The organism is Mycobacterium sp. (genome assembly GCF_052145595.1).
GTDB lineage: Bacteria > Actinomycetota > Actinomycetes > Mycobacteriales > Mycobacteriaceae > Mycobacterium.
This window is the reverse complement of record NZ_JBKQOI010000379.1, coordinates 1-12,494: the sequence shown is the minus strand read 5'-3', so window position 1 is coordinate 12,494 and position 12,494 is coordinate 1. Positions and strand designations below refer to the sequence as shown.

Genomic DNA, 12,494 nt, shown 5'->3' with positions numbered 1-12,494 from the left:
GGTGCGCGATACTGGGATTGAACCAGTGACCTCTTCCGTGTCAGGGAAGCGCTCTCCCGCTGAGCTAATCGCGCTTTGGGGATCGAAGCTGGAGGTGGAGACGGGAATCGAACCCGTGTGCACGGCTTTGCAGGCCGTTGCCTCACCACTCGGCCACTCCACCGCTGGGGATTGATGCCACTTGCACCTTCGAGCGGATGACGGGATTCGAACCCGCGACCCTCACCTTGGCAAGGTGATGCGCTACCAACTGCGCTACATCCGCGCGCAACGGGCGAGATCGGCGCCCGGTGCGAAGGACGACGATAGTCCAGTTGAGCGGGCGCACACAAATCTCTCGGTGAGTTGCGGCTCTAGGCTAGCGGGTCCTCGGGACGCACGTGGGCCGATCCGCGATGTCAGCTTCGTGCTAGTCTTCGACGTCGTTCGCCTCTCGGCGCCGGTCCCGTGGCTCAGTGGGAGAGCGTCCGCTTCACACGCGGAAGGTCGCTGGTTCGATCCCAGCCGGGACCACCACCGTCGATGCAGGTCATGGCCATTTCCGCTGTGCATATTTCGATCCATCGCCCGCACCCGCCCGGGCTTATCCGCCGTTTATCCGCCGCCATGGTTAGCCGCCGAGCCCGTCGAGCGCATCCGCTACACGATCCAGGTCGGAGTCGTAGAGATCGGCGTAGGTGTGGGCGGTGACCACGATCGAGGCGTGGCCCATCGTCACCTGAAGGAGTTTCATGTCGGCGCCCGCCGATCGAGCCAGCGACGCGTAGGTGTGTCGGAGGTCGTGCACGCGCATCGTGGGATGCCCGAGTTCGGCGATCCTGGTCCGCCAGCCAACGGCGCGTTTCCAGTTTTCGAGGCCGAGCCGCGAGCCCTTCGGCGACACGATCGCTGGCTCGCCAGGTGGACGCCCCTCGATTCGGCGTTCAAGGGTTGACATCAGCCGTTCTGGAATTGGCACGCTACGACGACCCGCACGGCTTTTCGGTGGACCTTCGAGGAGGCGACCAGATAACTGCGTGATCGACCGGCGAACGCGAATACGCCGCGCCTGCAGGTCGACATCTTCGACGTTGAGTCCGGTCAATTCTCCGAACCGCAGTCCGGTGTAGGCGAGGATCAGCACCACGTCGCCTTGCTTTGCGGCTCTTGAGCCCTCGCCTGTGGCCGTATCGCAAAGTTCGGCCAGCTTCGCCACTTCCACCGCGGTCAGATAGACATGGCTGGTTTCTCCCATCGGCGGGAACCGCACATTCGCCGATGGGTTTTTGCCGCGCAGCCTCTTGTCTGTGATGGCGTGGTCCAGCGTCATCCGCAACACACTGTGCGTCCATCGCACCGTGCGGGGCCCGAGGCCTGCAGCGGTCATTTCGTTGACCCATTCCTGGACGTCCTCTCGCAAGATTCGCCCGATCGGCCAGTTGCCGAACTTTGGCTCAATCCGCAGCCGCCAGTTGTCCTCGTAACCGCGGCGTACTTTCGGCGACAGATCGGGCCGGGAGGCAAGCCAACTCTTGTATACGACGCGCAGCTCGGTTTTGCCGCCGCGCGGATCGACCGCCTCGCCATCTTCGCGAGCGGACCTCAATTCACCGTCGAACAACTTGGCGGCCCGCAGTGTCTTGAATGTCTTGGATCGCTTAGTCCCATCGGGCAGCAGCCATTCGACGTCCCAGCGGGTGCCAGACTGCGCTTCACGTCTGCGAATAGTCATCGCTCAACACCGTGCTGCGGCGAGCCATTCCACGACATCAGCGCGCATCCAGCGCCGATGCCGGGATGACAACTTGCAATGATGCGGCCCCGGCGACTCCAGCCCTCGCTCTCGCTTAGCCGCCCAATCATGCAGTGTGGAGACCGGGATGCCCGTCATACGTGACACCTCGCCCGCGGTTAGCACGTCATCCATCGTGATAGCTCCTGCCCTTCCTATCCTGTCGCCGAAATTTGTTGTCCGCCTGGTGGTCCGGCGACGAGAAGCGCCTTTTCGTATTCGGTTCTCCAGGCGATGTGTTGGGCGACGGTAGGCATGATGAGCTCGTCCAGGGGTGCTGCGTCGCGGTCCCCAGGATCGACTCGGTAGATGAGTACGTTCTCGCGATCGCGGTCGGATTTATCAATTCTGGCGATGAGTTGGCGAGCAAATTCCTCCCGATCGCTGCGATGATCGGGCACAGTCTTGCAAGGCCATTGTTTGGTACACCAGCACACGACGTCCGGGAAGCCCGAATTTGGGTCGGCGGTGTGCCCTGTCCTTGCACTGGCCGGCAAGGGTTTTCGCGTTCGCGTCGTTGGGGACGATACCGACGATCGGCTGATTCGCAGCGCATCGAGGACGTCCTTGACAGCAAGCCGCTGTATGCGCCGAGTCGGAATGACCGAGGCACCTGGGTCATGCTTACTACTGGAGGTGCTCATTGTCCCAGTGTACGAAGGCTACAGGGCTAAGGCGACGGTCGTGCAAAAGTTCTCTCGCATGTATGTCGTTGCGCGCAGCACAGCCTAAACGTGGTGCACACCAGTAATTCCCGCTGGTTCCCGGTCGCGCGGTACCTAAGCAGAAATCCGCCACGCGACGCCTAACTGCGCCCCAAACCGACACGTCTCGACCGTCGCGTGGCCGCAACGGGGGTGGTTAAGGTCGCAAGATGGTGAAAGCGATGGATCCGCGCCGGCGGCCATACCCGGTTTCGCCGTCCCCCAATGTCGTCGAGACTGCGCGCAAGCGGGCCGCGCTGCTCACCGACGTAGTGTCCCACCTCGCCAGGTACCGAATCGCGCTCACGGCGTTGGCAGATTTCGAACGTCGTCAGGAAAACCCCGAGCGGGCTGCCGATTTGAAAGACATCTACCACTCGCTTGATAGCACAAAACAGCAATTCGGGATCGATGCCGACGATGCTCACGCGCAGTGGGTCAACCTTCGCCAACTAAGTGAATCGCCGTAGTGCAAATCCTCTCAAGTCGGTTCGCGAAAGACACGCTCCGAAGGCCCGCAACCCTGCCGAACATCATGTTGGCGAGGTCCGCTACCGCCACTTGACGGGGTCATCGAACGACGGCGTTCGGGTTCAAATTGCAAGAGCTGATCCTCTTCCAGGAGGCCGCGTCGACGGTCTGTCCCGAATCGGATTAGTGGGCGCATGGCCACTTTGTGCCGCGTTGCGCCATCAGCTGGGGCTAGCGCCGTATTGGTGGATGCTGGTCTTCTGTGCGACGCCGCCCGCGCCGAGTTTGGCTCGTCGTTTGTGCTGACTGGTGGTGGCGCCTAAGGCTCGTTTTTCGAGTCGACCATCGACAGCAAGGAAGCGCTCGCCGGGGGTGCGGTACGCATCGCGTTCGGCATATCGGCCCGTGTTGGCTCGAGGTCTGCGCGCGCACGGTAATCACCGCTGCCGTCGGTGAATCGGTTTCTGCTTCCGGCCCGCCGGGCCGCTTCGCAGTGCCATCGAATCACGCCCGAACACCCATCGCGTTGCAGATCGCCAGCCAGGACACGTCTCACGCGATCCGCGCACTAGCGATGCTGCAGCAACCCTGAGGCAGATCTTTTCGAATCTGTCCTGTCGGGTCCCGACTCGACACGGGGTGAATTAGTACCGCGTGGCATTCGGCAGTAGTACGTGCGCAAGCTCCCTGGCCGCTCGTAACACTCGCTTATCGAGCTCTTTCTTACGGGCGCGGACGGTGATTTGAGTGAGCACCCAAGCGCAGTGGTCGGGGTCATTGAGCACTTGCATTTCGAGGTCTTCAATCGTCGGAGGGCGGGGGACAATCACCGGCCGAACAACCGCGGGGGAGTACCGCGGAACCTCGATCACGCGAACCGCGGTGCCAGCGCGTTCGGCGGCGGCCCGCTCGGCGTGGGCCGCCCGCCGGCAGGCCGTTGAGCACCAAATTCTGCGCCGACCTCGGCGCGGACTGTCGCCGGGTAGTGGCGCGTCAATCGGCAGCCCGCAGCGGGGGCATGAGGGACTGGTGTCACTCGCGTCCATACCTCGCATTTTAAAACGTCGGGACGAAATGTTGCTGTTTCGAGACCTAAGTGCAAGAGGTGTGATGTTCGGTGAGGCGGTGAAGTTAGGGTGGCCTAAGTGCCGGTGGGCTGGTGTGGCGAGTGGTCGGGTGCAGGGCTGGTGAGTGGGGGGGGGGCATCGGGGAAAGTTTTTGGGTTCGGCCGCGGCGTAAGGGGTTTGAGGGCTTTAGCGTGTAATTGATGGGAAATAAGGCGATACGAAGGAAGCGCGGCGGGCGGCGCGCGAGGCCGCGGCGGTGGCCCAGGAGGAGTTGCTGCGGCGGACCCGGGCGAATGTTGAGGATTTGGCTGCGTTCTTTTCGGCGCGGGAACGCGAAGATGCGGTAGAGGCATGGCTGACTGAGCGGGTAAACGGGGTGCTTGCGCAGGCCGCGCGACGGCGCAGCAAGGCGCGCGTGTCGGCGGGTGGGGCTTTGCGGGCGATGCGTGATCGCGGGGAGAGCTTGCGGGAGATCGCAAGGATGGCCGGTGTGGCGGAAAAGACTGCGCGCGAGCTGATTCGGGAGGCCGATGCGGCACCGGATGCCGCGGCGATGCCGGAAGCGGCGGCTGGGGGTGCTGAACTGGCTGGCCCGACCGACGTCGATTCGGGGCCGGGAATCGCGGATGTTGGCGCGTCGATGTCACCGGTGAGCGTCGCCGCGAACGACGGATTGGCAGCGCGGCCGCCGGCGTGACGGGCCGGTGTCGGTGGGCGCGGCGATGATGAACGCGGATCGCGGCGAACGAGGCCGCACGGTACTGGAAAGCGTCGGGGAGATTGGGGCGTTCGCAACCGCACGGCTCGTGGTGGATCGGCGTATCCACGGTGAGGAGTTGGACCGGTTTGAGGCGAACGTGGTACGAGGCCCGGAGACAAATGACTGCGCGATCTGGCGGGCGTCCCTCGGGGGCGATGGGTACGGCCGGTGGTGGGTGCGCCGCGGCGGTATGCGGATCATGGTGCGCGCCAACCGGTATGCGTTGGCGTCCGCAGTGGATGGCGCGCCTTTAGAGCCGTGGGTGCGGGCGCTGGACGGCTGCAACAACACAGTGTGCGTCTGCGTGAGTTCAGCGGGCGAAACGGGTTTGCTTCATGTCGTGCCCGGGTCGCAGCGTGACATCATGGTGATGATGGCCCGGGCGGGCCGCGGCGGCGGGTGCGTGGCGGTGCGCCGCGGAGACAACGTTGTGAAGGCACGTCGGGCTAGGGCGGTGGCATTGCGCGATGCGGTGCGCAATGGTTGGGATGCCGATGCGGTGGCCGCCGCATTGCTGGGCTCGAAGGAACCAACGCTGTGGTGAGCGCGGCGTGGCGGATCGCGGCGCGCCCACTGCAATTCCGGTTAGCGCGGCCGGGGCGGGGAATCGCGTAGTGCGGCGTCGGCGGGTCGCGCCGCGGGAGCGGGGCGGGCCGTGTCGCCGGGGCGTAACTGCGGCCTTACAAGCGGGACGGGCGCACCGCATGGCGGCGCGCCGTCGAGGCGGAGCTGATGGTGGCCGGTTGGCGGCCTGGTGGCGGACGGTGGCGGCGGGCGATTGGTGATGTCGATGTACCCGAAGAAAAAAGGGGGCCCGACCAGCCCCGGTGGGTGGGGAGCTGGCCGGGCCCCGGTGGCCGGTGGGGCCGGTTACAGGGTTTGCAGCATCCGGAACGCTTGGGCTTTCAGGGATTGGCTGCTGCCGGCGGTGGTGATGTTGCGCAGTGCGCGTGCTGCGCTGGCGTCGCCGGCGGTGCGTGCTCCGCGGATGGGAACGACGTGGTCGAGGTATTCGGTCACGGCGTTGTAGGCGGCCCATCGGGTTCCCGCGATCGGAGCGATGGTGGGAAACGAGGTCCACAGCTTGACGATGCCGGTGGCCCGCTCGCGGCGGTGGCGGGCGGTGGCTCGGTGCCGGCGGCGTCGACCTCGAGCAGGGTGTCGGCGAAGCGGCGCACCTGCTCGGTATTCATCGGTTGCGCGTAGAGCTCGGCGGCTTCGGCTTCGAAGGCCTCCACGTAGCGCCAGCTGAGCTTGAGGGCGTTGCGGGCCTCCTGGATGGAGGCAAGTGCCCCGCCGGTGTGGCGGATCGCGAAACTGGCTTTGGCGGAACCGATCGCGGCGCTTTGGGTGTTTGCGCAGACGATGCGGATGGGCGTGACCAAGAACCGGAATGCCGACGATCCGTCGTTATCTGCCCTTCTGAGCCACGATGCGCACAATAAAGCCGCGGTGAGCAGCGTGTCGTGGCGTCAATATGTCGGTCCCCAGGCTTAAGTTATGTATGGCACGTTGCATGCCGCGTGGTGGTTGTTGCCGACAGATGGGTGTGGCAGATGGCTGGTCAGGGTCTGGTCCGGCGGTACTGGATGCCGTCTTCGCTGATCGCGGGGTCGGGGATCCTCACTACGTACGCGTTGGCGGAGGTAGGCAAGGCCGGCCACCACTGGTGGTGGGTGGTTGTCGCGGCCGGGTTTATCGGTGCGGTCGTGGGCGCGATCTGGTCGTTCCGCCTCCAGCAAAGCACCAGCGGGCCGAGCGCCGGCACGGTAAGTCAGCAGTCCGCGGTTCAGCAATCAGCCAAATCGACCGGTGGCACTTACTTGTCGTCCGATCGCGGTGGCGTCTCGGCGATCAACATCGAGGGTGGCGTGCGCACGTCGCAGCCGCCGCCCGACCCGGAGGACACGTCGAAGCCGTGAGTGTCTTCGGTCGTAAGAATCGCCGAGCCGTGGAGCCGGCCGGCACCCAGGTCAACGTCTCTGATCGCGGCGGCGTCTCTGCCACCAACATCGATACGGTCATTCAAGCACCGCGTACTCCGTACGAGATCATGGGGCGCGCAACATATCTTGAGCGCAGCACCGCGACAGCGATTGAACGAACTCGAGCCCGCCGGCGCGGCGCGGGATTGTCTGACGAGCAACTCAGCCGCAGTTTGTCGCTTCGGTCACCCGTGCCAGGTGAGCTTAGCGGCGACGAGTTTCCCCCGGGTTCATTCCGCGTTCTCACCGGGCCTCTGGGCGCTGGAAAATCAGACGTCGCTGAGGAGTGGTTCGGGGAACTCGTGTCGCAGGCGAGCGCCGATGCTGCTGCCCGGGTGCCCGTGTGGCTGAAGATGAAAGAACTGGATGGCCCGCTCGAAGCCGCGCTCGCAGGCGAAATTGGCCACGAGGTGCTCAGCACATCAGGATGTGACGTCGTAGTAGATGGGCTCGACGAGCGCACCGAAGACGCGGCGACAATGCTCAGTCAGGCTTCGGATTTCGTTGGCCGATGGCCGCAATGCCGGGTGCTGCTGACGTCCCGGGAAATGCCCGTTGAGATGCTGAAAAGTGCCTTCGACACCCGGCTGCAGATTCGCGTGGACGATCTGCCCAAGTCCCAGGCCGAACAAATCATCACGACAGTGGCCGGCTCGGATGTTGGTGATCTCGGTGCACAGCTCGAGCAGGCCATAACCCGCCCGTTGTTCGCGGTGCTCGTCGGCCGACATGCCGGAGCACTACACGGCGCGACCAGCATTTCGGAATTGATCGACTTAGTCGTCGCTGATGTCGTCGAGGCTGAAGGCTACGAGCTTTACAGCGAATTACGCACGCTGGCAGTGCAATCCGTTCGAACTGGCCGTGCAGTCGATCCGACGTCGTTCACGACAGCAGACACCGCAGCCAAGATCCGGCGTTCGCCGCTAGTGTCCTCGGATGGCCGGCACTGTTCTTTTGCGTTGGCCACATTCGAACAGTGGTTCGCCGCCAAAGCCCTCCTGGAAGGTGAGGTGCTGCCCGCGGAGATCCTGACGTCGTTGCAATCGTTCGACCGGTGGAAATATGTCCTCGCCATCGTTCTCGCCGCCGGGGAGCCCAGCCACGCCGACGAAATCATAGCCGCGGTCGCGCGCTGGAATCCAGGCGCTGCCTCCTGGATCGTGATGGAGACCCAACGCGGCGGACTGACCCGTCCGCGACCCAACCTCTCGCGTGAGGACTGGGAACACGTCGGCAACCGCATCCGGCTGGCGACGCACGCATGGCTGGACGGCGTCGGGCCCGTTGTTGCCCAAGCATTTTTCCCGTTCCGCCAACGCGGTTGCACACAATTCGATGAGACCACCGTCGCGGTGTCGGTCGATGGACCAAGCCAGGTGAGCATCGCCTGGATGCCCTCCCACGCCGGTCGCTTAGAACCTCTGCCACGGGTGGTGCAGCAGTCACGTGTCAAGGATGTGAAGCCACGAGTCCTTCGGCACGGGCCGGTGTCCGGCGGGATTAACTGGGTCTGGAACCGCACGCTAGAAGAGCTGGCCAACGACATCAGCGGCGAATTTCTGAACATCTTCCTCCATACAGGCCAACAGCTCCCGGGAGTCGCGCAGGAAGAAAAGCGCGACCTCGATGCAGCTTGGCAGGCACATCGGGCCGCCGCCGCAGACCCCACGGGTCAGCAATCTTGGAAGATTGAGAATCCCCGGTACCCCTACCCTGACATCGATCCCACTCCCGGAAACCCCTGGGGTTCGTTCAACGTCGACACCATGGCGCAGCGCGTCAAGGTTGTTGTGGGAGCCGCGATGACCTGTTATCTCGAGCTGTCCAATGCGGTTCTACCCAACTTCGGTATCACCCTGGCCCGCCGGGGCCTGATGCCGGTGGAATTCTTTGGCGTGATGCATTATTCAGCAAGCCAGCCACGCAGCCCATATGAGTTCTTCGGCCCCCGCGAGCCAACCGTCAGCTATCTGCTCAAGCCGCTGCACCGCGGCTCAGGTCACGACGACCCACCCACGGCGAACCGAGTGTCCTTGACGATCAATGACGACCGTCACAAACAGATCATGGACGACAAGGACGCCCTCTACGCCGAATTCCGGTCATATCTCGAAAGTAAACCGGAATACGCACCATTCGCCGGCGCCTTCACGATCACCATCGGCAAGATCGACGTGCTCAGCACAACACCGGCAACCCGATTGGCAATAGCTTGGCTGTGGGACGACCTCAAGCGACTCCGATTCGTTGAAGGCATGCTCCCCAACTGGAACTGAGCACAAATCGTCGATCAGGTTCACCAGATAAACGTCCACTCAGCATTTCAACAAGTAAGAAAACCAACGCTTTTAGGGCCACGGCAATCATGAACCAGTGCGGACCGGCACAGTTCAAAGGGTGGTTCCACCTACCTCTATCTCCGCACCACCGCACACCCGACATCCTCACCTGGGAGCCCACCGGCGAGGCGACGCTCGAGCTTGTTAAGCCCTCCTTCGCGGTGCCGCTCGCCGAAACTTCGTAACGCCTATGTTCTGGAGCATCCCGGGTTCGATGCACACCTCATTTCGTGAGACCGGTGTGCTTCCCGATCTGGTCCTGAGCGTAGTCCGTGATGGCAACGTTCAGAACCGGTTCAGTCGGACATATCGGGGCGCTCGGCGCGGGTCAGCGGACCGCGACAATGGCGGCGAGGTGGTGCCCGTAAGGGGATCCTCAAGCGGCTAGAGCTAGACTCGGTAGATTCGTTCGGCATTGGCCGCGAAGAATTTCTCCAGCTGGTCTGGCTTGTCGGGCTTCAGCACTTGGTCGAAGGCGCGCAGTAGGTCCTGGTAGGACCCCGCGATCCCGTCGACGGGGAAGTTGCTTGCAAAGATCACGCGATCCCAGCCGAACCGGTCGATGCAGCACTCGATCCAGGGCCTCAGGCTCGGCTCGTTTATCTCCAGGGTCACCATGGCCAGCCCGGAGACCTTCACCGCGGCGTCCGTGCCACGCGCGAAGCCGGTCAGCGATCTTTCCCACGCCTGATAGGACGCCTCGTCCACGCCGTAAGGCCATCCCGAGTGCTCCAGGACGACCCTGAGCTGCGGGCGCTCGGCGACGAACCGGGTCCATCGCCCGAGCGTGTCCGGGCGAGCGACGAGGTCGAAGACCAGATCGCGCTCGACGAGCCAGTCGGCGACGGTGCGGGCGGCGTCGCTGTCCGGGTCGAGGCCGTCCAGGACGCGGATACCCCGTAGCCGGCCGAATTCGAGCTGCGCGTCAAGGTGCGCGCGCAGCTCGGAGCTGCTCAGGGCCGGGTCGGCGGAGCCGACACAGCCGACCCCGAAGCCGGAACTCGCGGCGACGCCGTCGAGCCAGCGCAGTTCGTCGATGTAGTACTGGGTTCCGGGCACGGCGGAGACGTGAACTACCTTCGACACCGGGGCCCCACCGAGGCTCTGCCGGTAGTCGGCGGGGAGGTAGTTGCTGTACAGGTTCGTGCCGGTCATGTCGCCGACGTTGCGGATGAACTCATACCAGGGGTTCGCCTCGACGTCCCACCAGTGCACGTGGGCGTCGACGATCCGGTTGATTTGTGTGGCCATTAGTAGAACACCGACCCTCCGCAGACGTTGATCGCCTGCCCGGTAATGCCGCGCGCCCGGTCGGACGCGAGGTAGCACACCATGTCCGCGACCTCTTGCGGGTCGAGGAGGCGGTGCTGCAGCGACTGGGTGAGGATGTACTTCTCCATCACGACCCCGTGGCTCTCGCCGGTGAGCGCCGAGACGCCGTCTAGGAGCCCGCCCTCGCCGTACACCAGTGGGGTGTCGACCACCCCGGGGCAGACCGCGTTGGCGGTGAGCTCGCCGAGTCCCAGCATGGCGAACTCCTGCGCGAGCGTGCGGGTCAGGCCGATGACGCCGTGCTTGGACGCGCTGTAGGCCGAGTTCCCCAGGCTGCCCTGCTTGCCGGAGATGGAGGCGATGTTGATGACGCGTCCAGCCCGCGCCTGGACCATCTGCGGAACGACGGCCTTGGTGACGCGGTAGGTACCGACGAGGTTGATGTCGATTGTTGCCCGCCATACGTCCTCGTCGCCGTCCCAGGAGAACGCCCTCTTGCCGACGATCCCGGCGTTGTTGACCAGGATGTCGATCCGGCCCACACGCCGGTTGGCCTGCGCGACGGCGGCGGCGATGTCCTGGCTGGAGGTGACGTCGGCCTGCACCGCGATGACCTCGGAGGCCGGCGTGCGCTTGTTGATCTCGGCCGCGGTGTCCGCGATGGCGGGTTTGACATCCACTGCGGCAACGTTCGCGCCCGCGCCGGCGAGCGTCTCGACGATGGCCCTGCCGATCCCTTGGTGCCCGCCGGTGACGAAGGCGGTCTTGCCGCTCAGAGGCGTGTTTCTCATCGGAGGTGCTCCTTCACGTCCTTGCGGCTGATCTTGCCGATGGCGGTCTTGTGCAGGCTCTGCACGAAGGTCACCTTCTTTGGGCACTTGTAGCCGGCCAGTATCCGGCGGCAGTGTTCGATGATCTCCTCGGAGCTGACCTGGGCGCCGTCGCGGACCACGATGACGGCGTGGACTATTTCCCCCCAGCGCTGGTCAGGCGTGGCGACGACCGAGCATTCGAGGACGGCGGGGTGGGTGTAGATGACGTTCTCTACCTCAGTGGGGTACACGTTCTCGCCGCCGCTGATGATCATGTCCGACTTGCGGTCGGTGAGGAACAGGTAGCCGCGTTTGTCCAGGTAGCCGAGGTCGCCGGTGTGGTACCAGCCGCCCTTAAGGGTTCTTGCGGTCAGCTCGGGGTTCTTCCAGTAGCCGGTCATGACGTGCTTGCCCCGTACGCAGACCTCACCGATCTGGCCAGGTCCGACGCGCTCGTCGTTGTCGTCGACGACTTTGATCTCCGAGCAGAGCGCGGCCTTCCCTGCGCTCGCCAGCAGGTGGCTGTCTTCTCCGTCGAGGTGGTGATCTGCGGCCTCAAGAAAGGTGATCGGGCCGCCCGCGGTCTCGGTGGCGCCGTAGCCCTGGGCGAAGATCGGCCCGAACACGGTGATGGCTCGCTTGAGCACCTCCACGGGCATCGGGCTGCCCGCATAGGTGAGTGTTCGCAGGCTGCTCAGGTCGTAGGAGCCGACCGGCGCCATGTCCATGAGCCACCCGTACAGGGTGGGCACCGCGTTCATGTGGGTGCACTTCTCGTCCTGGATGAGCCGCAGGATCTCGCCGAGGTCTGGCTTGCGGACGATGACAACCTTCCCCCCGACCAGCAGCAGCGTGATGGCCGGCCACCAGGCGACGTGGAAGATCGGCAGGACGAAGCAGGTGGAGTCGTTCTTCGTGAATTCGAGCCCGAGGGCGGTGGCGATCGCCGCGGTCAGCACGTTGCGGTGGCTGAGCATGACTCCCTTGGGGAGCCCCGTGGTCCCGCCGGTGTACATCAGCACCGCCAGGTCGTCCTCGGACACCTGGTAGCGCCCGGGGTCGGGCTCGTCCCGGGGGGCCCGCGCCAGCGCCCCCTCGTAATCGGCGAAGCCGTCGAGGTGGTTGTCGAGCGAGAGGCCCAGCCGGACCGCCGGGGCGGACGCAAGCAGGGCGGCGGCTCGCTTCTCGTATCCGTCGCCGGCGACGATGGCCACCGCTTGGCTGTCGTTGACGATGTGGACGAGTTCGGGATCGCCGAGCCTGATATTCAGCGGGGTCACGCTGACGCCGAGCTTGGCGGCGGCCAGGTA

At 64.5% G+C, this 12,494-nt stretch carries 12 protein-coding genes and 4 tRNA genes; 6 read left to right on the top strand and 10 right to left on the bottom strand.

Annotation, left to right across the window (positions count from 1 at the left end; translation table 11 throughout):
* Nucleotides 1–2: 2 nt before the first annotated feature.
* The 3 genes from ACLP4W_RS30690 to ACLP4W_RS30680 form a co-directional block, all read right to left on the bottom strand.
* A tRNA-Val gene (locus ACLP4W_RS30690) sits at nucleotides 3–74 on the bottom strand.
* Between the two features lie 15 nt (nucleotides 75–89).
* Nucleotides 90–163 (bottom strand) — tRNA-Cys (locus ACLP4W_RS30685).
* 29 nt (nucleotides 164–192) lie between these two features.
* A tRNA-Gly gene (locus ACLP4W_RS30680) sits at nucleotides 193–265 on the bottom strand.
* Nucleotides 266–441: 176 nt separating this feature from the next.
* On the opposite strand from ACLP4W_RS30680, the gene ACLP4W_RS30675 reads away from it, so the two are divergent.
* Nucleotides 442–516: transfer RNA gene (locus tag ACLP4W_RS30675), tRNA-Val, on the top strand.
* Nucleotides 517–610: 94 nt separating this feature from the next.
* On the opposite strand, the gene ACLP4W_RS30670 is transcribed toward ACLP4W_RS30675, so the two are convergent.
* Both ACLP4W_RS30670 and ACLP4W_RS30665 read right to left on the bottom strand, forming a co-directional pair.
* Nucleotides 611–1,711: a tyrosine-type recombinase/integrase gene (locus tag ACLP4W_RS30670; RefSeq protein WP_442391438.1), complete on the bottom strand. Its 1,101-nt coding sequence runs from the start codon at nucleotides 1,709–1,711 to the stop codon at nucleotides 611–613.
* Between the two features lie 215 nt (nucleotides 1,712–1,926).
* Nucleotides 1,927–2,415, bottom strand: a complete 489-nt coding sequence (locus ACLP4W_RS30665) for a hypothetical protein (protein ID WP_442391436.1) — start codon at nucleotides 2,413–2,415, stop codon at nucleotides 1,927–1,929.
* 230 nt (nucleotides 2,416–2,645) lie between these two features.
* Between ACLP4W_RS30665 and ACLP4W_RS30660 the strand changes: the two genes are divergently transcribed.
* From ACLP4W_RS30660 to ACLP4W_RS30650, 3 genes are all read left to right on the top strand, one after another.
* Nucleotides 2,646–2,945, top strand: a complete 300-nt coding sequence (locus tag ACLP4W_RS30660; RefSeq protein ID WP_442391435.1) for a hypothetical protein — start codon at nucleotides 2,646–2,648, stop codon at nucleotides 2,943–2,945.
* Nucleotides 2,946–4,269: 1,324 nt separating this feature from the next.
* The gene (locus ACLP4W_RS30655) at nucleotides 4,270–4,710 is read left to right on the top strand and encodes a hypothetical protein (RefSeq protein ID WP_442377380.1); all 441 of its coding nucleotides are present in this window, start codon (nucleotides 4,270–4,272) and stop codon (nucleotides 4,708–4,710) included.
* 28 nt (nucleotides 4,711–4,738) lie between these two features.
* Nucleotides 4,739–5,317 (top strand): hypothetical protein, encoded by a 579-nt coding sequence (locus ACLP4W_RS30650; protein ID WP_442391432.1) that lies wholly within the window; start codon nucleotides 4,739–4,741, stop codon nucleotides 5,315–5,317.
* A gap of 326 nt (nucleotides 5,318–5,643) precedes the next feature.
* Here the strand turns inward: ACLP4W_RS30650 and ACLP4W_RS30645 are convergent, their stop codons facing one another.
* Nucleotides 5,644–5,856 carry a DUF932 domain-containing protein gene (locus tag ACLP4W_RS30645; RefSeq protein WP_442391440.1) on the bottom strand — a complete coding sequence of 71 codons (213 nt, stop codon included), beginning with the start codon at nucleotides 5,854–5,856 and terminating at the stop codon, nucleotides 5,644–5,646.
* Nucleotides 5,790–6,158: a DUF932 domain-containing protein gene (locus ACLP4W_RS30640; protein ID WP_442377384.1), complete on the bottom strand. Its 369-nt coding sequence runs from the start codon at nucleotides 6,156–6,158 to the stop codon at nucleotides 5,790–5,792. Before ACLP4W_RS30640 ends, ACLP4W_RS30645 begins: the two co-directional genes overlap by 67 nt.
* A gap of 171 nt (nucleotides 6,159–6,329) precedes the next feature.
* Here ACLP4W_RS30640 and ACLP4W_RS30635 point away from each other — a divergent pair, with 171 nt between their 5' ends.
* Together ACLP4W_RS30635 and ACLP4W_RS30630 are read left to right on the top strand one after the other, a co-directional pair.
* Nucleotides 6,330–6,695, top strand: a complete 366-nt coding sequence (locus ACLP4W_RS30635; protein ID WP_442377386.1) for a hypothetical protein — start codon at nucleotides 6,330–6,332, stop codon at nucleotides 6,693–6,695.
* Between the two features lie 29 nt (nucleotides 6,696–6,724).
* On the top strand, nucleotides 6,725–9,037 hold the full coding sequence (locus tag ACLP4W_RS30630) for an NACHT domain-containing protein (protein WP_442391429.1): 2,313 nt from the start codon (nucleotides 6,725–6,727) through the stop codon (nucleotides 9,035–9,037).
* A 453-nt stretch (nucleotides 9,038–9,490) separates the two neighbouring features.
* Here ACLP4W_RS30630 and ACLP4W_RS30625 read toward each other — a convergent pair whose 3' ends face one another.
* The 3 genes from ACLP4W_RS30625 to ACLP4W_RS30615 all read right to left on the bottom strand — a co-directional run.
* On the bottom strand, nucleotides 9,491–10,351 hold the full coding sequence (locus ACLP4W_RS30625) for an amidohydrolase family protein (RefSeq protein WP_442377390.1): 861 nt from the start codon (nucleotides 10,349–10,351) through the stop codon (nucleotides 9,491–9,493).
* Nucleotides 10,351–11,163, bottom strand: coding sequence for an SDR family NAD(P)-dependent oxidoreductase (locus ACLP4W_RS30620; RefSeq protein ID WP_442377392.1), 813 nt, complete (start codon nucleotides 11,161–11,163; stop codon nucleotides 10,351–10,353). Before ACLP4W_RS30620 ends, ACLP4W_RS30625 begins: the two co-directional genes overlap by 1 nt.
* Nucleotides 11,160–12,494: class I adenylate-forming enzyme family protein (locus ACLP4W_RS30615; protein WP_442391427.1), on the bottom strand; the 1,335-nt coding region annotated here is incomplete at its 5' end. The genes ACLP4W_RS30620 and ACLP4W_RS30615, both read right to left, overlap by 4 nt.